This window comes from Mumia sp. ZJ430, assembly GCF_011751845.1.
GTDB lineage: Bacteria > Actinomycetota > Actinomycetes > Propionibacteriales > Nocardioidaceae > Mumia.
Genome location: NZ_JAAHFK010000004.1, coordinates 661,383 through 682,041 on the forward strand (window position 1 = coordinate 661,383; position 20,659 = coordinate 682,041).

Genomic DNA, 20,659 nt, shown 5'->3' on the forward strand with positions numbered 1-20,659 from the left:
GCGGGTAACCGCCGGGGACATCGCTTGGCGTCACCTCGGCAGGACCCGCAGGATGCGGTCGTTCCCGCCACCGTTCGACGTCGACACGTACAGCGCGCCGCCGGGCCCGACGGTCACCGCGCGGAGCCGGCCGTACTGGCCCCGCAGCGCGACGGACTGCCCCCGCAGCCGTCCACGCCTGTCGAAGCGCAGCAGCCGGATCTGCTCGGCCTTCAGCGCCGTCACGGCGAGCACGCGGCCGGACCGGTTGCCCCAGACCGATCCCCGCAGCCAGGCGGCACCCGTGGTCGCCAGCGTGGAGCCGCCCGAGCGCCACCGGGGACTGCGCTGCTTGCCCGGCAGGCCGTGGTCGGTCATCGGGACGGACTCGTTGTAGCCCGGGACCGGGTTCCAGCCGTAGTTGCCCTTGCGGAAGAGCGCGTTGACCTCGTCGTCGCGGTACGACCCCTGCTCCACCGCCCACATGCGGTTGCCTCGCCGCGCGAGGCCCTGCACGTTGCGGTGCCCGTACGTGAAGACGCGTCGTTTCATCGCGTAGCGGGACTTCGCGTACGGGTTGCTCCGCAGCCCGCGGCCCGTACGAGGGTTGACCCGCAGGACCTTGCCGCCGCCGGAGCGCAGGCGCTGTGCGTTGCGCCCGACGGCCGCATCGCCGGTGCCGATGAACAGCGCGCCGCCGGGGCCGAAGGCGAGCGCGCATCCTCCGTGACGGCCGCTGGTCGCGGGCAGGCCGCGCACGATCGTCTTGGTGAGCCGCGCGCTCGTCCGGGCGGCGTTCAGGCGCCAGCGGGCGACCCGGACGTCCTTCGTCGCTCCCGAGCGGTAGCCGTGGCAGGTGTAGAAGGTGCCCGTACGGGCGAAGTCGGGCGCGAGCTCGAGCGCCATCAGCCCCGTCTCGCCGCTGGCCCAGATGCCGGCCGCCCGCCCGACGACCCGCTTGGCGCCGCTGGTCGTCCCCAGCGAGATCGTCTTGCGGTCCCGCTGGGTGAACAAGAACTGAGACGAGGAGACGAACGCGAGGTCCCACGGGTGGTCCAGGCCCGTCAGGACGGTCGAGACACGCATCGGCGCGGCCCGGGCGGCGGACGATGTCGGCGAGGCTGCTCGCGGCTCGGCGGCCACCGCCCCCTCGGGCAGCAGCAACGCGGTCGAGGCGAGGACGGCCACGGCAATGGCGGTACGACGTCTGTCCATCGCCTCAGTCTGTCTCGCCGCGCGCACTTCGGCGAGTGGTCACGGACGGCGGCGCAGGAACGGCCGGACGAGGCCGACCAAGTCGTCACCGGGGGCGGCGCCGATCTCCTGGCGGAGCCGTAGCGCGTACGCGCGGAACCGTCGTGCGGCCTCGACCCGGTTCCCCTCCCGTACGAGCGCCTCGACGAGCGCCGTCACGGCCGACTCGCGGAGCGGCTCGGCGCACACGGCGGCGAGGCCGGCACCGGTCGCGAGCGGGTACGCCCCGGCCTCGGACGCCGTCCGGCACACGGCCTCGAGCGCCTGGATCCGTCGCAGGTGGAACTGGTCCTGCTCGTCGAGGACCCAGGGCTCGTACCAGCCGGGCAGGAGGTCGTGCTTCAGCATCTCCACCCCGTCGGCGCCGACAGGCGTGTCGGCAAGCGCCTGATCGGCCACCCGGCGCGCATCGAGGAGGTCGACCGAGGCCTCGAGCTCCAGCTCGAGGCCGTCGGGACGTACCCAGCGGCGCGGGAGCTGCCACAGCGCGCGGCGCAGGTTCGCCCGGGCGCGGGCCTCGGAGACCTCAGGCCACAGGTCCGTGCCCGTGAGGAGCCGGTTCGTCCGGGGACCCTTCACCGCCAGGTAGGCGAGCACACGGCGGCCTGCGCCTGACAGCCGCTCGGCGGGCCGCGTCCCGAGCCCGCCGAGGACGCCGACGCGACGCGTTCCGTACGAGCTGGCCACCGGTTTGCTCCTGAGTCCGCGGCGCGTCCGGACGAGGCGTCGGGGGGACACGCGACGGCGGAGACGGGCGCGGGCGGTCTGCGCGACAAGTCTTCGACCCCACGAGCATAGGGCCTCCGAGGGCTCGCGCCGCCGCCAATGTCGCCGGGCCTGCTTGCACGGGACGGTACGGGGTACGGGGCCGGCTACGGCGGCGGGACGCTGCACGGACGAGGCAGCGGCGACAGCGGGTACGAGACAGGGCCGCAGACGGAGCGGCGACGGGAGCGTGGCGGGTACGGGCACCTCGCAGGCTGGTGCGTGTCGGCAACGACGAGCTCTGGGAGGGCGCGATGACCGTGATCGGCGAGACCGCAGAGGCGTTCGAGGTCGAGACGCCGTTCTCCGAAGGTGCGGTCGGTACGGAAACACCGCCCGCGACGCTTGGGTTCATGCCGTGGACCGAGGTGACGACGCCGTTCGCCGAGGCCTTCGGCATGGAGGACGAAGGCGACGGCGAGGCCGGCGAGCTCATCGCCGAGGCCTTCGAGAGCATCCGGGACGAGCAGTTCGACGAGGCGCTCGCCGAGCTGATCGCCGAGACGGCCGAGGCGGCCGACACCCGGCTCGCCGGAGAACAGCCGATGCAGCTCGCCGAGCAGCGTCAGCAACTCGCGGACGCCCATCTCGCGCCGGTCGGGTCCGAGGCGGAACGGTGCGTCCAGCGCTTCGCCGACCATGTCCAGAACCTCGATCTGGAGGGCCTGGCGCCGGACCAGCTGGACGAGCTGCTCGACCGGTTCGAGGTCGGCGCGCTCGGTGTCACCCCGGCGGGCGAGGAATTCATCGGCGGGTTGATCAAGAAGGCCAAGAGCGTCGTCAAGACCGTCGTGAAGACCGCAGGGAAGATCGCGAAGGCCGCGCTCCCGATTCTCGGGCCCATCCTCAACAAGCTCAAGGCGCTCGTACGGCCGCTGCTGCAGCGCGTGCTGGCGATCGCGATCAACAAGCTCCCTGCCGCCCTCCACGAACCCGCGCGTGCGCTGGCCAAGCGCTTCGGTCTTGGACAGAAGGAGACCGAGGAGCTGGTGGAGAGCGAGGCCGAGGAGGAGTTCCTCGGCGAGTCGTTCGCGCCTACGCCGGTCGCTGTGGGCGACCCGGAGACCCTCGCCGAGTCGCTGGACGCGGCGCTGGCCGAGTCCGTGCTCGGGGGCGAAGCGCTCGAGCAGGGCGAAAGCTTCGGGCACGACCAGGAGCGAGGTGCCGCGCCTGCGGCGTCCGACGAGCTCGAGATGCTCGCCGAGGCGCGCAGCGCGTTCATCGACCGGCTTCAGGCGGCGCCCGAGGGCGAGGACCTCACCCCGGCGATCGACCAGTTCATCCCCGCTATCCTTCCGGCGCTTCGGCTCGGCATCCGCCTCGTCGGGCGTCCCAAGGTGGTCGGCTTCCTGTCGGGCTTCCTCGCGAAGCTCATCAGCCAGTGGGTCGGGCCGAAGATGTCCGGACCACTCTCGTCGGCCATCGTCGACGTCGGCCTGCGCGTGATCGGGCTCGAGCAGGGACGTCCGGGCGAGCTCGAGCAGGAGGCCGCACCGGCGACCCTGGCCGCCACGGTCGAGGACACCGTGCGCCGGCTCTCGGAGCAGCCCGCGGAGTTCTTCGAGGACGAGGACCTGCTCCAGGTTGCGCTCACGGAGGCCTTCGAGCAGGCGGTGGCTGCGAACTTCCCCACCCCGCTCGTCCGCCCCGACCTGCAGATCGCGCCGTCGCTCGGCGGGTCGTTCGTGGTGCGGCACGCGCGCAGGGCGTACGCGTACAAGAAGTTTTCGCGCGTCCCCGAGATCGAGCTGACCGTGGCCGTCGCGGCCTCGATCACGACGTTCGAGGGAGTGAAGCTCGATGCGGCGCTGCGCGCGGCGGGGATCAGCCTGCCGGGCAGGTTCCGTGTCCACCTGTTCGAGTCGGGGCCCGGGACGACGCTGACCCGGCTGGCGCGCCTGGAGCGGATCGGCGGGGCCGCGTTCCCGCGCGGTGCCCACCACCAGCTCCACGCGCTGACCGTCCAGACGGCAGGGCTGCTGCTGCGCGAGCCGCGGCTCGGTGTCGACGTCCCTGCGCGGTTCCTGGAGTCACGCCACCGCATCTCGGTCGGGCAGCGCTTCTTCCACCTCGAACCCGTCGGTCAGGTCGAGGCGCCGGTAGCGCCGACCACCACGGGCGAGGCGACCCGGCCCAGCGACGAGCGGGTACGGACCGACGAGGCGCGCGGGGACCTCCGGCTGTCGCTGTACTTCTCCGAGGCGGACGCCCAGCGGCTCGCCGCCTCGGTGTCCGCGGGGCGTGGGGGAACGACCCTGCTCCGGGCGCTGCTGCGGGCTGCGTTCGCTGCGACCGGCGGCGCTGCCGCGCGCAGGCGCCGGTCATCGGGCCGCCGGGGTCGTGGCCGCGGTCGGGGCCGCGGTCGGGTCGCCCTCCGAGGAGCGGGACCGAGGCCCGGTCGCCGGGTCAGGGCGAGCATCGCCAAGGCGCTGGCGGAGTGGGCACGGACGCGTGGACACGAGTTCGTCCGAGCGGCCCAGGACCCCGCCAGCGGCGTGACGGTGACCGTGCACGCCAGGGGCGTTCCGCCGACCGCGTCCGAAGCAGACGACGACGCGCCGGCCCCCGCGCCGACGGCGCCGGCCGCTGAGCCGACCGCACCAGCGGCGTCGCCCGCCCCACCCGCACCTGCTGCCGCACCTGCGGCGCCCTCTGCCGTGACCGTCACCGTCACGCCGGGGAGGGCCAAGCCGTGAACGAGCACCGCCTGATCGCCGAGGAGCTGGAGCGCCAGCTCGGCCACTGGCTGGGCGCGGCGCAGTGCTTCGTCGACGCAGAGGAGTTCGCGTCGCGGCACGCGTGGGAGTCGCTCGAGCACTCGATCGGCGTTCCGGTGCGCAGCGAGCTTGCTCGTACGGTCGAGCAGCTGCTCGAGGCCGGCCGCACGAGCGCGGCGGCGGTGCGGGCGAGCCGCCTCGACCCGTCCGCCCTCGCCGAGGCGCAGGCAGCGGTCCAGCAGTTCCGCCGCCGCTACGTCCAGGTGGAGACGACGCTCGACTTCTTCGGACAGGCCGTCAACACCCGCACGAGCACCCACCTGCGCGCGGCGCTGCAGTTCCTCGACTCCATCGCCTACCAGAGCATCGAGCAGGTCCTCCGACCGTTGGGCCTGCCTGTCCCGCCGGTGCTCACGTACCTCGGTGAGGGCCTGGGCGCCAGCATCCTGCGGGTAGGCATCCGTCTGTGGGCACCCGGGACGGTGAATCCCGTCGCCGCCGTCAAGATCGTGCGGCACAACCTCTACCGCCCGACGTCGCTGTTCCACGAGGCCGGCCATCAGGTCGCCCACCTCTCGGGGTGGAACGACGCGCTCGGGAAGGCCCTCGGGGAGACCCTGGCCGACGACCCGGCACTGCGCGCGATGTGGCAGCCGTGGAGCAGCGAGATCGCCGCAGACGTGTACGCGTTCGTGCTCACCGGCTACGCCTCCGTCGCCGCCCTGCACGACGTGGTCGCCGACGAGCGGACGCTCTTCCGCTGGCCGCTCGGCGACCCGCACCCGATCGGCTGGCTGCGTACGCTCCTGGGCTGCGCGATGTGCCGTCACGTCTACGGAGCGGGCCCGTGGGACCGGCTGGAACGTGCAGTCCTCACGACGTACCCACCGAGCCGCGCGGAGGCGGCGACCGTCCCGCTCCTGCTGCGGTCGCACCGGCGGATGGACGCCCTCGCGGCCACGTGCCTCGACAGCCGCGTCCCGGGGTTCCGCGACCGGCCCATCGGCGCCCTCGTCGACGCCTCGCGCGTGTCGCCGAGCGCCCTTGCGGAGCTTGAACGTACGGCGGGACCGTCGTTGTGGACGTCGCCGCACTGGCGCCGCACGGACGGCATCCGCCTGATCGCGCTGGCCGGGCTGCGTGAGGCGGAGAACCCCCAGCGGGCAGGCGAGTGGATCTCGCGGGCCAGGACCTGGATGACCGGCCAACAGAGCGTAGCCGCGTGAGCGGCCGACGGAGGTGAGAGACGTGGCGAAGAAGGCGACCGGGAACCCGACGATGAAGACGCTGGCGTCGTCGGTGGCAGCGATCGAGGAGCGTACGGAGGCGCTCCTCGACGCCATGGAGATGATGCAGCAGAGCACCGCCGAGGAGCTCACGAAGGTGTGGACGACGCTCGGCGGGATCGCGGGGCTCGACGGCCTGGCGATCGGGCTCGCCGAGATTGCGGAGGTGATGGGCCCGCTGCGCAGCATCGTTCCGCCGTCCACGGCGCTCGAGCTCGAGCCCGGCGTCGCCGAGGCGGTGGTCCTCATCCGTGGGGCGCTCGGTGGAGATCGGGACTCCAACTTCCAGCAGCTGTCGACGGACTTCGAGGAGCCGGTGCTGTTCATCGGGCAGGCTCAGCCGGTCGTCGACGCTGGTTACGGCGAGTACGACGAGGAGCAGGTGGCATGATCACGCAGCTCGTCCAACAGCTTGGCGGCGGTCCGGTTGCCGAGGGCCAGGTCATCACGGCCGACCCGCTCGACCTCGTGTGGCGGATGGAGCAGGTGCTCGACGCCGCGAACCCGTGGGCGCCCAATCCTGCTCCGGCGGGTCCGGCGCGCGTGGCACTCTTCACCGAGGGGGCGTTCAGCACCGTCCCGATGCTGGCTCAGCCGGCCTGGGACCACCTGATCTATGCGTACGCGATCGAGAACACGCGGGCCGCGCAGATCCTCGCGCGTGTCGTCCGGGCGTTCCGTGGCGGTGAGGGCCTCGGCATCCCTTCCGTGTCGACCCAGCGTTGGCTGGACGCGACGGAGGCGCTGCTGTTCAACGCGCACAACCCGGTCTCCGCGTGGCTGTCGACCAGCAATGTGCGTCCCGACGCCGAGGCCGTACGCCGCAACGCGTACTACCGGATGTTCGGCATGGACCTCGCCCACGGCACGGACACCAACGCCCCGTACCCGTACGAGAAGGCCGAGGCGTCCAACCGCACGTTCGTCGCGCTCCTCGAGGAGCTCCTGTACGAGCTGTGGCGGGCGATCGAGAACGTCCGGAACCTGGTCGCGGGCAACACCACCGACGACGACCGGATCTATCGGCTCGCCGAGCAGCTCGGCTTCATGCTGCGATCGCGGCGCCAGAACGCGCTGCTGAGCCGCGAGGAGCTCGCCGCGACGACCGCGATGGGGTGGGTCGAGCTGACGCTCGGGTCGAACACGCCCGTCGTGATCGACCTGCGGGCCCAGGCGACGAGCGCGGCCGATCGCCTGCGGGTGATCGGGGAGCGCGTCGGCCTGCCGCCACACTCGCGTGCGAACTCGTTCTTTGCGATGGCGCAGGAGCTCTCGCTCGTGCTGCGCGCGCTGGAGGCGGGATGGGTGACCGACAGCGGGCGGGCATGGCTGCTTTACCAGAGCACGGTGCCGCCGGCTCTGCCGCCGTTGCCGGCGGGCGCGGTGCCGCTCGGCACCGAGGTGCGCCGCGTGATCACGGAGTGGGCGGCCGCATCAGGGCGCAACCTCAAGGAACGGCCCACGCCGGTTCAGGTCGTGGCGGCGCCGCGTCCGCTGCCGAAGCGATGACGGGGGTGGATCATGCACGAGGACGAGGCGCCGTGGCAGACGACCGAGGCCGACCCCGCGACGCGTGAGTGGTTCGACGAGAGCCCGTTCGCGGCGGAGTGGACCGAGACCCAGTCTGCCCCCGAGGCGGAGTGGGGCACCGAGACCGAGTGGGGCACGGAGACCGAGTGGACCGAGACGCCCACCACCGAGGGAGAGACGTGGGGGCCGCACCGGTGCGCACCCGGCGAGGGCCCTCCCGCCGCTCCTGTGGGCCCGCGGCCGCTGCTCCACCGGAGCACCTCGGCGTCTCGGGCACGCAACCCTGCGGTCGGCTACGCCCAGCACCTGCTCAACCGGTTTCTCTCTTCGTGGCGTGCAGGGACCCCGGCGTGCTCGGACACGAGCCAGGCCACGCGCCAGTACATCTCGTCGCTCCAGCCGCAGCTGAAGGCGATCGGGCAGGACCCGCTGGTCGTCGACTGCCGGTTCGGGCAGGGGACCGAGCTCGCGACGAAGATGTTCCAGGCCTGCCGCGGGCTGGTCCGTGACGGAGTGATCGGGCCGAAGACCTGGCCGGAGCTGGAGAAGCTGGCGGTGACGCCGCTGCCCGGGCCGACGCCCACACCCACGCCTACCCCGACACCCGCACCCACACCCACACCGACGCCGACCCCGACCCCGACCCCGACCCCGACTCCCACGCCCGCCCCTGCCGTGCGGGTCCGCGAGGACGTCTGGACGCTGAGCGCCACGAACGTGTGGCACCCGACGATCCTCTGGTACGCCCGCGCGGTCGCCGCGCTCCAGGCCCGCGATTCGGGGAGCTTCCCCGATCCACGGTGCTGGCGGCACCTGGCCGAGACCCACGGGACCGACATCTCGCGGTCCGCCTGGCCGTCCGGGGCGCGCTGGAACACGTGCGAGCACGAGAGCTGGCACTTCCTGCCGTGGCATCGCGTGTATCTCTACCACTTCGAGCGCATCGTCCGCGACGAGATCGTGCGGCTCGGTGGCCCGAACGGCTGGGCGCTACCGTTCTGGAACTACAGCGACGCCAGCCGTCCCGACGTCCGGAAGCTTCCACCGGCGTTCCTCGCCGCGCGGACGCCCGACAACGTCGACAACCCCCTGATGGTCCGCCTGCGCAGCGAGTCGATCAGACGCGGGGATCCTATGGACCCTCGGGACGTCGCCGTGAAGGGCGCGATGGATCAGACGTCGTTCAGCGACCGGTTCCTCCCGGCGTTCGGGGGGCGGACGGCGCCGGTGGGGACCCATGAGAATGGGCCCGGTGCGGGAACGCTCGAGGCGACGCCGCACGGAGACGTGCACGTCGCGGTCGGCGGCCGGGTCCCGCTGGGTCTGATGTCACGCTTCGAGACGGCAGGGCAGGACCCCGTGTTCTGGCTGCACCACGCGAACATCGACCGGCTGTGGGAGGTGTGGTTGCGACAGCCCCGCCGCCGCAACCCGCGGGAGCGGCAGTGGCGAGACGCTCGATGGGTCTTTGGAACCGGCGGGACGACGACATCGATGACGACCGAGCAGGTGATCGACCCTCGTCGGCCACCGCTGGGCTATCGCTACTCCGACATGCCCGAGAGGGGCGCCCGGGAGGCGTTCGGCGAGCCGACGGGCGAGGGGGAAGAGTTCGGAGAGGAGGAGACGCGTCCTCCTGAGCTGGTCGGAGCATCGAGCGGCCCGGTGCCGATCCGGTCCGGCCCGTCCTCGGTGCCGATCGACGTCAGCGCGCCGCGTGGTCCGCTCGCGCGCCTCGTCGACGAGGCCGGCACGGTGCCGCCCGGCTCCCGGGTCTTCCTCCGGCTCGAGAACATCACCGCGACCCGGCTCAGCGCGGGTCCCGTCCTCGTCCACGTGAACGTGCCGGCCGGTGCCCGCGCGACGGAGTTCCCTGATCGTGAGGTCGGTCAGCTGCCGATGTTCGGTGTCATCGAGGCATCGCGGCGAAGCGATACCCACAGCGGCAGCGGCAAGAACGCGACGTTCGAGATCACGAAGATCGTGAAGGCGTTGTCCGCAGCCGGTCAGTGGGACCCCAAGAAGCTGACCGTGGCGTTCACGCCCTTGCCCGACAAGTCGGGCCGCACGGAGGAAGGTGACATCTCGGTCGGCCGCGTGAGCCTCTTCTACTCATGAGCACGGCCGGCCTCGTTGTACGGACGCACTGGTACCACCCCGAGTGGTGTGCCGTGGCGCTCGCTGCCGCGGCATGGGCATCGCTGCTTGCCGTCGGGCTGGGCGAGCCAGGCCACTTCTTCGGGTCGGGTGAGGTCCACCCTCCGCTGCACGCGCTGTCGCACGCGGCGGTGATGTCGACGGCGATGATGGTGCCGTTCGTCCTGCCGCAGGTCGCCCATGTCGCGCACACCAGCCTCTGGCCGCGGCGCTACCGGGCCGCGGGCGCCTATCTCGTCGGCTACCTCGCGGTGTGGACGGTCGTCGCTGCCGTCACGATCACGCTCGGGGGACTCCTGGTCATCGCGATCGGGTGGCGCCCCGCGATCGTGGTCGGCTTCGCGGTCGCGGTGGTGGCGTACGTCGCTCCGGGCCGCCAACGCCTCGTGCGCCAGTGCGCCATGACGAGGCCGCTCGCGCCGCGTGGGTGGCGCGCTGATCGTGACTGCGCCCGCTATGGCATGGCGACCGCGAGGCGGTGCGTCGCGACGTGCTGGGTGCTCATGACGGCGGTGATGATCGGGCACGGACTCGTCGTGATGGCCCTTGCCACTGTGCTCGGCGTGGTCGAGCGCCGACGCGGCGGCAACGTCTCACGAGCGGACGGCGCGCTCGTCGTGGTCGGTCTGGGGCTGCTCTCGCTCGCGCTCTCGTACGGGGTGGTCGGCGGCGAGGCGCCGTTGCCCGGGCACCCCGCCGAGCACCAGCACTGAGCGGCCGGGATCGTCAGCGCAGGCTCTCGGGCGACAGCTCCGCAGCGAGGACAGAGGCCTGGTAGGCCGTCAGGATGACCTCGGGAGTGCCCGGTCCGCCGGGAAAGACCAGCGCGAAGGTGGGCTCGCCGGTCTCAGGATCGACGCCGCTGAGGCTCAGGAAGACCTCCTCGCCGAACGACCGGCAGGGAGCGCCGACCTCGTGGGGTATCGCGCAGAACCGGACGCAGGTCGGGTATGGCCAGTCAGGACCCGCGCTGCTCGGCGGAAGGTGCGCGGCGCGCTTGCCGTACGTGACCCCTCCCGGGCTCACGGTCGCAGGGTCGTCGCTCATGCGGACCAGGATGGCGGTTGTCCGGGTCAGTGGTCCAGTGCGTGTGTCTCCAGTGGTGGATCATGCGGCCTACCATCGACCGGTGCCCCCGATGCCTGCCGCCGAGATCGACGTCACCGTGCCGCTCGTGCGAGGCCTCCTTGAGGCCCAGCATCCCGACCTCGCGGCCCTCCCGCTGAGGGTCGTCGCGAACGGCTGGGACAACGTGGTGCTGCGGCTCGGTGACACGCTGGCGCTCCGGATGCCGCGCCGTGCGCTCGCAGCCGCCCTCGTCCGCCACGAGCAGGAGTGGTTGCCGGTCCTCGCGCCGCACCTCCCGGCCCGCGTCCCCGCGCCCGTACGCACCGGGAAGCCGAGTGACGGCACCCGCGGGCCGGCGTACCCGTGGGCGTGGAGCATCGTGCCGTGGTTCCCCGGGCAGGCGGTGGGAGACCTGACCCTCGGCGAGCGCGGAGGACTGATGGAGCCGCTCGCCGCGTTCGTGGTCGCGCTGCACCGTCCGGCTCCTGCCGAGGCGCCCGCGAGCGCGTACCGGGGAGTGCCGCTCTCTGCGCGCGACGACGGCATGCGCGAACGGCTCGCGACCGGCCACGTGCCGTACGCCGACGTGCTCCTCGCCCTCTGGGACCGGCTCCTGCCGACGCCGCCCTGGGACGGGCCCGCGCTGTGGGTCCACGGCGACCTGCACCCGGCGAACCTGCTGGCCGCGCCGTCCGCGGACGGGTCGCCCACGCTCTCCGCGGTGATCGACTTCGGCGACGTCACGTCCGGCGACCCCGCCAGTGACCTCGCGACGGCGTGGCTGACGTTCGGGCCGCGGGACCGGGCGGTGTTCCGCCGGCGCGTGTCGGAGGCAGGCTACGCCGACGACGCGACCTGGGACCGTGCTCTCGCATGGGCAGCGTTGTTCGGGACCCTGCTTGTCACCTCGTCCGACGATGCCCCGATGCTGCGCGCGATCGGCGAGCACACGCTCGCGCAGGTGCTCGCCGACGCCTGAGCGCCCTCGACGTCGGCGGCGTCGACGTGGTCTGCTGTGAACCATCCGGCCCCCCAGGACGTGGTAGAGGGCGGAGGTGTCATGTCCGAGAGCCCCGACGCGGTGATGGAGCGGCTCCACGACGCCCATGCGGAGGCGCTGTGGCGGTTCTGCCTGCGTCTGACCGGGTACGACCGGGCACGGTCGGAGGATGTCGTCCAGGAGACCCTGCTCCGCGCCTGGCGTGCAGCGCCGACGCTCGAGCGCTCTCAGGGCTCGGTGCGCGCGTGGCTGTTCACCGTGGCGCGCAACATCGTCATCGACGACTGGAGGGCGAGGAAAGTGCGAGGTGAGGTCGTCGTCGCGGACGTGCCCGACGCCGGCGAGTCGGATCGTACGGACCAGCTCTTGACCTCCTGGATGGTCGCCGATGCGCTGACACAGCTGTCGGACGAGCACCGCGCCGTCCTTGTGGAGTGCTACTTCCGGGGCGCGTCGGTCGCCGATGCCGCCACGCGCCTCGGGGTGCCGACCGGGACCGTGAAGTCGCGCACGCACTACGCTCTGCGGGCCTTGCGCCTCGCGCTCGAAGAGAGAGGGGTGACGGCATGACGTGTCCCTACGAGCATCTCGACGGTGCGTACGTCCTGGGATCGCTGTCCACCGCGGACCGGCTCGAGTTTGAGAACCACCTCGCGGGGTGCGAGGCGTGCCAGCAGGCGGTCCAGGAGCTCGCCGGACTTCCCGGGCTGCTGTCGAAGGTGCCCGTCGACGTCTGGGACCCGCCCGAGACGGACGAGCCCTTGCCCGAGAGCCTGCGGCCGACCGTCCTGGCGCTCGCCGCACGGCAGCGGCAGCGGCGTCGGTGGGTGAGCGTCGGCATCGCCGCAGCCGCTGCGGTCGCGGTGGTGGCCGGCGGCTTCGCGGCCGGGGCGCAGTGGGGGAGCCGCGACGAGCCCGCTGCGCAGAACCCCCCGACGAGCCAGCCCACCACCGAGCCGACGAGCCAGCCCACCACCGAGCCGACGGGCACGCCGATGGTGCCGGCCGAGGAGGAGACCTCGATGACGGCGCAGCTCGCGCTGAGCACCGTCGCGTGGGGGACGAAGCTGGCGCTCACCTGCAGCTATCCGACGGCAGGACCGTACGAGGGCGAGTACGGCGGTGCGGCGACGTACGCACTGGTCGTCCTCACCCGCGACGGACAGGAAGAGCATGTGGCGACGTGGCGGGGGCTGCCGGGCAAGACGATGCACCTGACGGCAGCCACCGCGACGCCGCGTGCCGACATCGCGTCAGTGGAGGTGCGCGACGCCGACGGATCCGCCGTGCTGCGTACCCCCGCGTGAGAGGTAGCCCTCGCGTGAGGCGGCGGCGACGGCGAGGATCACGGCGAGCACCTCGCTGATCGCGGCCACCCATGCGTACCAGCTCCAGCCGGTCTCGACGCCGAACAGGCCGACCGTCGCAGAGATCAGGAACGCCACGAGCGTCGCGAGGCCGAAGCCGGCGGTGAGGAACAGCGGGATCCAGTGCTTCCAGGTCACGAGCAGGACGGCGATCACGACACCGGCGACGACGTTGACGACGAACAGGCCGCCGACCGTCCCTTGGTCCTTGACGCCGTCCAGCCACAACCACAGGTGGACGACTGCGGAGACGAGCACGGTGAGTGCTGCGACGATGCGAATGTTCATGACGGGTTCCTTCCCTCGAGGCTGAATGTTCTGAGGAACGTGTTGCGGAAGCGGTCCATCGGCCAGACGGGCGCGTCCGGAGCGGGGAGAAGCCCGGGCCGCCAGTCCCACCCCGTGATCGCGCGGAGGACCTGGGGGTCCTGCGCGATCACGGAGACCGGGACGTCGCGCCCGGGGTCGCGGCCGCTCACGGAGCGGTGCGGCTGGTGGTCCCCGAGAGCGATGACCACCAGATTCGGGTCGCGGTAGTGGTCCAGGTAGGAGACGAGCGCCTGCCAGCTGTAGACGATCGAGCGGCCGTAGAGCTCTCGGACCCGGTCGGGATCACCGACGGCCTGGCGGGGTGACAGGCCCTGGGACGGCATGTCGTCGAAGACCGAGCCGTCGCCGACCTCGTCCCAGCCGACCATGCGGGGGAGCGGGGTCCACGGGTGGTGGCTGGAGACGAGATCGATCTCCGCCATCACCGGTCGGCGATCCTTGCCTGCCAGCTCGAGGCGGTGCAGCGCGGCGAGCACGTACTGGTCGGGCATCGTCGCGTAGCTGAATGCGGGGCCGCGATAGCCCACGTCCGCTGCGCCGTACAGCCGGTCGACGCCGTAGAAGCGCGCGCCCTGCGGCCACGGCCGCGTCGTGGCAGGTGCGTCGAGCACCGTGCGCCATCCGGCGCGGCCGAACGCCGCGCTGAGCGTGAGGCGCCGCGTGCTCAACAGCTGGTCGTAGCGCTGCTGGCTGTCGACCCAGAGCCCGGACTGCATCGTGGCGTGGGCCAGCCAGCTCCCTCCGCCGAAGGTCGGCGAGGTGAGGTACGCGCTGCGCGTCGCATACCCGGCCGCCGTGAGGCGCTGTGTCCCCCGGACCAGCGCCGAGGACACCGCCGGCGAGAAGTGGGAGCCCTCGACGGCGACGCGGCCGTAGCTCTCGACGAAGACGAGGAGCACGTCCTTGCCGCGCAGGGCGGTCAGCAGCCGGTCGGGTGGGACGTTCGCGTACGAATCGTGGCGGATCGCCGCACCGAACGCCTTGCGGTCAGCGAGGTCCGCGCGCAGGCGCGTGACCTGGTCGTACGCGGCCGTGGTCGTCGAGGCGGTCGCGACACCGGCGCCGCCGGGGATCCGCGCACCCGTCACGGTCGCGCCCACCCAGAGCAGCGCCATGAGCGCAGCGACACCGAGCGCCAGCGCTCGCCGTCCGCGGGCCACGCGGGCCAGGCGCAGCAGGCTCCACGGCAGCGTCACCGCGAGCGCGACGACGGCCAGCACGAGTGCGGCGACGGCGCCCACCGCCGCGGCTCTGCCGATCGAGTCCACGAGCACGCCGAAGCCGGGCCCGAGGTAGTAGCCGTCGTTGAGCAGGTCGAACGGGCGGTCGAAGACGCCCCAGAACACCCCTTCGAGGACCTTGAGCAGGACCACGACAGCGATCACGAGCCCAGCGCCGACCGCGGCTGCTCGGGCGGCGCGGGGCGGGACCAGCACCGCCAACCCCAGGAGCACCGCCCCCTCCAGCGGGACGCGCAGCAGGCTCGCGGCAGACAGATCGGTCGCGCGGTCGGGAAGGACGAGCGCGGCCCAGACGACGAGGGCTGCCGCCGCCGTCGCTGCCGGTGCGACGACTGCCGGCGCGGGACGGGCCGTACGACCGCGGGCGCGGTGCCGCCACAGCCAGCGCACCTGCCACCCGAACGACTCGGAGAGAAGAGCGAGCGCCGCGACCAGCACGCCGAGCGCGACCGTACGGGGCAGCACTCCCGCGACGACGACGGTGAGGGCGACGCCTTGGACAGACGCCACGACCTTCGCCCACGGGCGTACGGGGGTCGGCTCACGCAGCCAGGGGAGGACGGCCGCCGCGGCCAGCAGGAGGTAGCGCGCCGCCCCGATCACCAGGACCCAGGCAACGGACCAGCCGAGGGACCGGACGACGGCCACGCTCAGCACGAGGACGAGCAGCGCATCGACCTCCATGTCGAACCGGGCGCCGAGGGTGCTCACGGTGCCGGTACGGCGCGCGACGCGGCCGTCGACGAGATCGAGCACGAGGGCGAGTGCCGCGAGGCTGACGAGAACGACGAGGGCGCGACCCCGCAGATCCGTACCGACGGCGAGCGCGGCCACCGCCACGGTGAGGGCCGAGCGGGATAGCGTGACCGCGTTCGCGGACCCGAACCGCCGCGTCCGCGTCCGTACGAGAGCGCGGCCCAGCAGGACGGCGACCCCGACCGCCAGGACGCCGCCGCCGACCCAGCCCACCTCGCTGAGCCCGACCCGCAGGTCGAGCAGCACGACCATCAGCAGCGATGCGGTCAGGCCGACCCACGGCCAACGTTGAACCTCCGGCACGGCTCCTCCGTGTTCCTCGGTACATGACCAGAAACGGTCGCGGTGACGGATCGGTTCAATCGGGCGGTGTCCAGCAGGGCAAGGGAGGTTCCCTCCGGTGACGAAGCAGGCGCAGGCGTTCTGGGTGCGCAAGCCCGGTGTCGGAGAGCTGCGCGACGCCCGCCTGCGCGAGCCTGGAGCCGACGAGGTCCTCGTGCGTACGCTGCGCTCGGGCATCAGCCGGGGCACCGAGGCCTTGGTGTTCGGGGGACGGGTCCCGCCCGATCAGTACGCGACCATGCGCGCCCCCTTCCAGGAGGGCGAGCTCCCCGGCCCCGTGAAGTACGGCTACCTGAACGTCGGCGTCGTCGAGCGCGGGCCCAGCGAGCTGCAAGACCGGACGGTCTTCTGCCTGTACCCGCACCAGACCGCGTATGTCGCGCCCGCTGCGGCCGTCGCCGTCGTCCCCGAGGGCGTGCCGCCGCAGCGGGCCGTCCTCGCCGGGACGGTGGAGACGGCGGTGAACGCCCTCTGGGACGCGCGCCCGCTCATGGGGGACCGGATCGCTGTCGTGGGCGCCGGGATGGTCGGGTGCTGCGTCGCTCGACTCCTCGCCCGCATCCCGGGCGTCGAGGTCACGCTCGTCGACACCGTTGCGGACCGGGCGTCGACGGCCTCGGCGCTGGGAGCAGGGTTCGCGGCACCGGACGCGGCGGGCGGCGGGTACGACCTCGTCCTCCATGCGAGTGCCACCGCCGCTGGACTCCAGTGCGCTCTCGACCTCCTTGCGACGGACGGCACCGTCGTCGACCTCAGCTGGTACGGCGACACACCCGTCGAGCTGCGTCTCGGCGGCGCTTTCCACTCCCGACGGCTGAGCATCCGCTCCAGCCAGGTCGGAACGGTCTCACCCGCGCGCGCCCACCGGCGCTCGACGCGGGATCGTCTCCGCCTTGCCCTCGAGCTGCTGCACGACGACGCGTTCGACGTGCTGCTGACGGGCCGCTCGCGGTTCGAGGACTTGCCGGTGACGATGGCGCGCCTGGTCTCCGGGGCAGGCGCGCCGTTGTGCCACGTCATCGAGTACGCCGGCGTCGATCGCGCGAGCGTCGACCACATCGGCGGCGCGTGATGTTCGCCGTGACGGTCAGTGACCACGTCATGGTCGCCCACAGCCTGCGCGGGGTGGTGTTCGGTCCCGCCCAGCGGCTGCACGGCGCGACCTATGTCGTCGAGGCGACCTTTCGTGCCGCGACGCTCGACGACGACGGGGTGGTCGTGGACCTCGGTCGTGCCGCCGAGGTGCTGCACGCGGCGCTCGCGGCGCTGAATTACCGCAACCTGGACGACGAGCCGGAGCTCGCCGGGACCAACACGACCACGGAGGTCCTGGCCCGGCTGCTCGCCGACCGGCTGGCGCTGCAGGTCGCGGACGGTGCGCTCGGCCGCCCCGGGGCGGACCTCGACGGGCTCGTCGTGACCCTGCGCGAGTCGCCGACCGCGTGGGCCACGTACGAGCGAGGGCTGGACGTGCCATGACCGTCGTCCACCTCGTCGTCCCCGACGGTATCGACGACCCGCACCGACCGAGCGGGGGGAACGTGTACGACCGTCGGCTGGCGGGCGCGCTCGAGGCCGGCGGGTGGTCGCTGCGCGAGCATCCGGTGCGAGCACCGCTCGGCGAGGTCCTCGCGTCGATCCCGGACGGGAGTCTCGTGCTCACCGACGGGCTCGTCACGCGGGGGGCCGGTGCCGTCGTCGGCGCGAACGCCAGCCGTCTGCACGTGGTGGTGCTGCTGCACGAGCCGATCGGGCCGGACGGCGACGAGCGCGCGGTGCTCGCGTCCGCTGCCGCCGTGGTGACGACGAGCCAGTGGACGGCCGACCGGATCACCAACGTGTACGGACTCGCTCCCCAGCACCTCCACGTGGCGTGGCCGGGGGTCGACGAGTCGCTTGCGCATCGGGGGACGGAGGACGGGGGCCGCCTCCTGTGCGTCGGTGCGGTCTCGGCGGCCAAGGGCCAGCACGATCTCGTCGATGCGCTCGGGTCGTTGACGGACCTGGCGTGGGGGTGCCGCATGGTCGGCTCGCGGGATGTGGAGCCTCCGTACAGCCGAGCGGTCATGCGCCGCAGCGGCGAGCTCGGGCTCGGCGGGCGTGTGACCTGGACCGGACCGCTCAGAGGTGACCGGCTCGCCGCCGAGTACGCCTCCGCCGATCTGCTCGTCCTGCCCTCGCGCGCCGAGTCGTACGGGATGGTGGTCACCGAGGCGCTCGCCCGCGCGGTGCCGGTGGTCGCGGCTTCGGTCGGTGGCGTCGAGGAGGCACTCGGATGCACGGCGGACGGAGCGGCGCCGGGCCTGGTCGTCGACGCGGCCAACCCGGTGGCGCTCGCCCACGCACTCCGGAGCTGGCTGACCGACGTCGGCCTGCGCACGTGGCTGCGGCGGCACGCGCGGGCACGGCGGGACACGCTCTCGACGTGGGACGCGACCGCGGAGACCGTCTCCACCGTCCTCGAGGGCGTTCAGCGCCGAGGGGCGGTGCCGTCGTGAGGCGGGCGGCGCTCATCCTCAAGCCCCTCGTCCCGGCGGCGGTCCTCGTCGTGGTCGTCGCCCACGTCGGTACGGTCCCTTTCCTCGACGGCTTCCGCGCCACGACGCAGTCGTCGGCGGCGCTTGCCGGGGTGTTCGCCGCGCTCGTCCTCACGGCGCTGAGCACGGTCTGCGCCGCGCGGCGCTGGCAGGTCGTGTCGCGTGAGCTCGGGGCCTCGATCCGTCTCAAGGACGCCGTGGTCGCGTACTACCGCTCCCAGATCCTCAACGTGACCCTTCCGCTCGGGGTCGCGGGCGACGTCCATCGAGGGCTCGTCCACGGCCGCGACACCGACGACACCGCTCGTGGCCTTCGTACCGTCGCGTGGGAGCGGTTCGCGGGGCAGGCCGTGTGCGTCGTGGTCGCGGCCGGCGTGCTCGTGGCGGTGCCGTCCCCGCTGCGGTCGGCACTCGGGGCCGTTCTCGCCGTCGGCGCGGCCGCGGTCTGTGCGGTGCTCGTGGTCGTCGCTGCACTGCCTGGCTCCTGGCGCGGCGTGCTCGCCGGCGACGTACGCCGGGTGTTGCACCGTCCGTCGCCCACCGTGCAGCTCGTCGGGCTGTCGGTCCTCGCCTTCTGCGGGCACGTGGCCGTCTTCCTCGTCGCCGTCCGGATCGCCGCGCCGCAGGTCGCCGCGACGGACGCGCTGCCGGCCGCCCTTCTCGTCCTGCTCGCCGCGTCCGTCCCGATGAGTCTCGCGGGTTGGGGTCCCCGCGAGGGCGTCGCCGCCTGGGCGTTCGCGGCGGGCGGGCTCGGCGCGAGCCAAGGGGTCGAGGTCTCCGTCGTATACGGGCTGCTGGCGCTCGTCGCGACGGCTCCCGGGATCGCCGTCCTCCTCAGCGATGCACGCGGGCGGATCCGCCCGGGCCCTTCTCCGATGACGGGAGCGGTGCGATGAACGAGGTCCCGTACACGATCCTGTCGTGCGCAATCACGCTCGACGGCTACCTCGACGACGCAGGGGAGCACCCGCTGCACCTGTCCGGACCGGCGGACGTGGACCGTGTCGACGGCATCCGCGCCGAGAGCGACGCGATCCTCGTCGGCGCGGCCACCGTACGCAACGACGACCCGCGCCTGCTCGTCCGCGCGCGGGAGAGGATCGACGGTCGCCGTCGACGGGGAGCCACCGACTCACCGAAGAAGGTCACCGTGAGCGGGCATGTCAAGCTCGATCCGGCCAGCGCGTTCTTCACCACCGGCGACGTCGAGAAGCTCGTCTACTGCCCGAGCCTGCGGGTCGACGAGGGACGCCAGGCGTTCGGCGACCTCGCCACCGTCGTCGACGGCGGCGAACCGGTCACGATGCGCCACGTCGCGGAGGACCTGTACGAGCGGGGGGTGCGGCGGCTGATGGTCGAGGGCGGCGCGACCGTCCACACGCAGTTCCTCACCGAGGGGATCGCCGATGAGCTCCAGCTGGTCGTCGCCCCCTTCTTCCTCGGTGACCCACGGGCACGACGCTGGGTCGACGAAGGGGACTACCCCTGGGGCAACGAGCATCGTGCACGCCTGGTGGAGACGAGGACGCTCGACGACGTCGTGCTCGTCCGCTACGCCTTGTCCGAGCGGGGTGAGGCGGCGTGAGCGGCAGGCCCCCGCCCGCGGGCGTCCGCGCACGCGTCCCGGTCCCGCTGGCGCTCCCGGAGGGCACGACCGTACGCGGCCGCCTGGTGACCTTCGAAGGCCTCGTCGACGGACGCGAGCACCTCGCCGTCGAGCTGGGTGACCCCGACCGCGAGCCACCTCTCGTACGCCTGCACAGCGAGTGCCTGACCGGCGACGTGCTCGGGAGCGAACGGTGCGACTGCGGCGCGCAGCTCGCGGAGGCGCTCGCGCAGATCTCCGCTGCCGGGGGAGTGCTGCTCTACCTGCGGCAGGAAGGCAGGGGGATCGGGCTCTACGCGAAGCTCGACGCGTACCTCCTGCAGGACGCCGGCCTCGACACGTACGACGCGAACGTCGCGCTGGGCTTCGGCGCGGACGAACGCGACTACACGGTCGCCGCGCAGATGCTCGGTGCGCTCGGTCGTACGTCCGTGCGCCTGCTGACCAACAACCCGGACAAGGCGGACCAGCTCGTACGGCTCGGGATCGACGTGGTCGCGTGCGTCCCGACCGGGGTGCACCGGCGAGACGCGAACGTGCGCTACCTCGAGGCGAAGGCCCGCCGCGCCGCGCACACGATCGAGGTGGCGGGCTGATCGTGCCGTACCCCTGTGGTCGACGTCATGGCGCCCCACGTGTGCGGCGTGCAAACCTGCCGAGGTGAACCGGTCTCAGCGCCTCCCGTGTGCGCTCGGCCTCGTACGACCTCGTGTTCTCCGACGGA

Annotated in this window: 20 protein-coding genes; 15 read left to right on the forward strand and 5 right to left on the reverse strand. The window is 72.6% G+C overall.

Features of this window, described 5'->3' with window-relative positions:
* Window positions 1-30: 30 nt before the first annotated feature.
* A complete protein-coding gene (locus HCT63_RS19330) occupies window positions 31-1,194 on the reverse strand; it encodes a PQQ-dependent sugar dehydrogenase (RefSeq protein ID WP_167008758.1) in 1,164 nt (387 codons plus the stop codon).
* Between the two features lie 39 nt (window positions 1,195-1,233).
* A complete protein-coding gene (locus HCT63_RS19335; protein ID WP_167008760.1) occupies window positions 1,234-1,920 on the reverse strand; it encodes a bacterial transcriptional activator domain-containing protein in 687 nt (228 codons plus the stop codon).
* A gap of 296 nt (window positions 1,921-2,216) precedes the next feature.
* Here HCT63_RS19335 and HCT63_RS19340 point away from each other — a divergent pair, with 296 nt between their 5' ends.
* From HCT63_RS19340 to HCT63_RS19365, 6 genes are read left to right on the forward strand one after another with little or no spacing between them, the layout of a single operon-like run.
* Window positions 2,217-4,694 carry a hypothetical protein gene (locus HCT63_RS19340; protein ID WP_167007269.1) on the forward strand — a complete coding sequence of 826 codons (2,478 nt, stop codon included), beginning with the start codon at window positions 2,217-2,219 and terminating at the stop codon, window positions 4,692-4,694.
* Window positions 4,691-5,941 (forward strand): hypothetical protein, encoded by a 1,251-nt coding sequence (locus HCT63_RS19345; protein WP_167008763.1) that lies wholly within the window; start codon window positions 4,691-4,693, stop codon window positions 5,939-5,941. The genes HCT63_RS19340 and HCT63_RS19345 overlap by 4 nt, the downstream gene beginning before the upstream one ends.
* A gap of 22 nt (window positions 5,942-5,963) precedes the next feature.
* Window positions 5,964-6,392 carry a hypothetical protein gene (locus HCT63_RS19350; RefSeq protein WP_167008766.1) on the forward strand — a complete coding sequence of 143 codons (429 nt, stop codon included), beginning with the start codon at window positions 5,964-5,966 and terminating at the stop codon, window positions 6,390-6,392.
* Window positions 6,389-7,510, forward strand: a complete 1,122-nt coding sequence (locus HCT63_RS19355) for a hypothetical protein (RefSeq protein ID WP_167008769.1) — start codon at window positions 6,389-6,391, stop codon at window positions 7,508-7,510. Before HCT63_RS19350 ends, HCT63_RS19355 begins: the two co-directional genes overlap by 4 nt.
* Window positions 7,511-7,522: 12 nt before the next feature.
* Window positions 7,523-9,649, forward strand: coding sequence for a tyrosinase family protein (locus HCT63_RS19360; RefSeq protein WP_167008772.1), 2,127 nt, complete (start codon window positions 7,523-7,525; stop codon window positions 9,647-9,649).
* Complete coding sequence (locus HCT63_RS19365) at window positions 9,646-10,401, forward strand: DUF2182 domain-containing protein (RefSeq protein WP_167008775.1); 756 nt, start codon at window positions 9,646-9,648, stop codon at window positions 10,399-10,401. The genes HCT63_RS19360 and HCT63_RS19365 overlap by 4 nt, the downstream gene beginning before the upstream one ends.
* A 13-nt stretch (window positions 10,402-10,414) precedes the next feature.
* Here HCT63_RS19365 and HCT63_RS19370 read toward each other — a convergent pair whose 3' ends face one another.
* Entirely contained in the window at window positions 10,415-10,735 is a 321-nt protein-coding gene (locus HCT63_RS19370) for a hypothetical protein (RefSeq protein WP_167008778.1), read from the reverse strand.
* Between the two features lie 91 nt (window positions 10,736-10,826).
* Between HCT63_RS19370 and HCT63_RS19375 the strand changes: the two genes are divergently transcribed.
* The 3 genes from HCT63_RS19375 (at window position 10,827) to HCT63_RS19385 (ending at window position 13,063) form a co-directional block, all read left to right on the forward strand.
* On the forward strand, window positions 10,827-11,735 hold the full coding sequence (locus HCT63_RS19375) for an aminoglycoside phosphotransferase family protein (protein ID WP_167009347.1): 909 nt from the start codon (window positions 10,827-10,829) through the stop codon (window positions 11,733-11,735).
* A gap of 81 nt (window positions 11,736-11,816) precedes the next feature.
* Window positions 11,817-12,326, forward strand: a complete 510-nt coding sequence (locus HCT63_RS19380) for a sigma-70 family RNA polymerase sigma factor (protein ID WP_167008781.1) — start codon at window positions 11,817-11,819, stop codon at window positions 12,324-12,326.
* Entirely contained in the window at window positions 12,323-13,063 is a 741-nt protein-coding gene (locus HCT63_RS19385; RefSeq protein WP_167008784.1) for a zf-HC2 domain-containing protein, read from the forward strand. Before HCT63_RS19380 ends, HCT63_RS19385 begins: the two co-directional genes overlap by 4 nt.
* Here the strand turns inward: HCT63_RS19385 and HCT63_RS19390 are convergent.
* Both HCT63_RS19390 and HCT63_RS19395 read right to left on the reverse strand, forming a co-directional pair.
* Complete coding sequence (locus tag HCT63_RS19390) at window positions 13,010-13,411, reverse strand: hypothetical protein (RefSeq protein ID WP_167008787.1); 402 nt, start codon at window positions 13,409-13,411, stop codon at window positions 13,010-13,012. The two genes, HCT63_RS19385 and HCT63_RS19390, sit on opposite strands and share 54 nt — an antisense overlap.
* Window positions 13,408-15,753, reverse strand: coding sequence for a CDP-alcohol phosphatidyltransferase family protein (locus HCT63_RS19395; RefSeq protein WP_208322523.1), 2,346 nt, complete (start codon window positions 15,751-15,753; stop codon window positions 13,408-13,410). Before HCT63_RS19395 ends, HCT63_RS19390 begins: the two co-directional genes overlap by 4 nt.
* Window positions 15,754-15,850: 97 nt before the next feature.
* Between HCT63_RS19395 and HCT63_RS19400 the strand changes: the two genes are divergently transcribed.
* Genes HCT63_RS19400 through ribA form a run of 6 tightly spaced genes read left to right on the forward strand, consistent with a single transcriptional unit; the run spans window position 15,851 to window position 20,531 of the window.
* Window positions 15,851-16,864 (forward strand): zinc-binding alcohol dehydrogenase, encoded by a 1,014-nt coding sequence (locus HCT63_RS19400; RefSeq protein ID WP_167008790.1) that lies wholly within the window; start codon window positions 15,851-15,853, stop codon window positions 16,862-16,864.
* Window positions 16,864-17,271, forward strand: a complete 408-nt coding sequence (locus tag HCT63_RS19405; RefSeq protein WP_167008793.1) for a 6-carboxytetrahydropterin synthase — start codon at window positions 16,864-16,866, stop codon at window positions 17,269-17,271. The genes HCT63_RS19400 and HCT63_RS19405 overlap by 1 nt, the downstream gene beginning before the upstream one ends.
* Window positions 17,268-18,290 carry a glycosyltransferase family 4 protein gene (locus tag HCT63_RS19410; RefSeq protein WP_167008796.1) on the forward strand — a complete coding sequence of 341 codons (1,023 nt, stop codon included), beginning with the start codon at window positions 17,268-17,270 and terminating at the stop codon, window positions 18,288-18,290. The genes HCT63_RS19405 and HCT63_RS19410 overlap by 4 nt, the downstream gene beginning before the upstream one ends.
* Window positions 18,287-19,225 carry a lysylphosphatidylglycerol synthase domain-containing protein gene (locus HCT63_RS19415; protein WP_243843130.1) on the forward strand — a complete coding sequence of 313 codons (939 nt, stop codon included), beginning with the start codon at window positions 18,287-18,289 and terminating at the stop codon, window positions 19,223-19,225. Before HCT63_RS19410 ends, HCT63_RS19415 begins: the two co-directional genes overlap by 4 nt.
* Window positions 19,222-19,914, forward strand: coding sequence for a RibD family protein (locus HCT63_RS19420; protein WP_167008799.1), 693 nt, complete (start codon window positions 19,222-19,224; stop codon window positions 19,912-19,914). The genes HCT63_RS19415 and HCT63_RS19420 overlap by 4 nt, the downstream gene beginning before the upstream one ends.
* On the forward strand, window positions 19,911-20,531 hold the full coding sequence (gene ribA / locus HCT63_RS19425) for a GTP cyclohydrolase II (protein WP_167008802.1): 621 nt from the start codon (window positions 19,911-19,913) through the stop codon (window positions 20,529-20,531). The genes HCT63_RS19420 and ribA overlap by 4 nt, the downstream gene beginning before the upstream one ends.
* Window positions 20,532-20,659 lie beyond the last annotated feature (128 nt).

Coding starts and splice junctions, on each gene's coding strand:
- HCT63_RS19330 (WP_167008758.1), bottom strand. CDS start 1,194: ATGGACAGACGTCGTACCGCCATTGCCGTGGCCGTCCTCGCCTCGACC.
- HCT63_RS19355 (WP_167008769.1), top strand. CDS start 6,389: ATGATCACGCAGCTCGTCCAACAGCTTGGCGGCGGTCCGGTTGCCGAG.
- HCT63_RS19360 (WP_167008772.1), top strand. CDS start 7,523: ATGCACGAGGACGAGGCGCCGTGGCAGACGACCGAGGCCGACCCCGCG.
- HCT63_RS19365 (WP_167008775.1), top strand. CDS start 9,646: ATGAGCACGGCCGGCCTCGTTGTACGGACGCACTGGTACCACCCCGAG.
- HCT63_RS19370 (WP_167008778.1), bottom strand. CDS start 10,735: ATGAGCGACGACCCTGCGACCGTGAGCCCGGGAGGGGTCACGTACGGC.
- HCT63_RS19375 (WP_167009347.1), top strand. CDS start 10,827: ATGCCTGCCGCCGAGATCGACGTCACCGTGCCGCTCGTGCGAGGCCTC.
- HCT63_RS19380 (WP_167008781.1), top strand. CDS start 11,817: ATGTCCGAGAGCCCCGACGCGGTGATGGAGCGGCTCCACGACGCCCAT.
- HCT63_RS19385 (WP_167008784.1), top strand. CDS start 12,323: ATGACGTGTCCCTACGAGCATCTCGACGGTGCGTACGTCCTGGGATCG.
- HCT63_RS19390 (WP_167008787.1), bottom strand. CDS start 13,411: ATGAACATTCGCATCGTCGCAGCACTCACCGTGCTCGTCTCCGCAGTC.
- HCT63_RS19405 (WP_167008793.1), top strand. CDS start 16,864: ATGTTCGCCGTGACGGTCAGTGACCACGTCATGGTCGCCCACAGCCTG.
- HCT63_RS19410 (WP_167008796.1), top strand. CDS start 17,268: ATGACCGTCGTCCACCTCGTCGTCCCCGACGGTATCGACGACCCGCAC.
- HCT63_RS19420 (WP_167008799.1), top strand. CDS start 19,222: ATGAACGAGGTCCCGTACACGATCCTGTCGTGCGCAATCACGCTCGAC.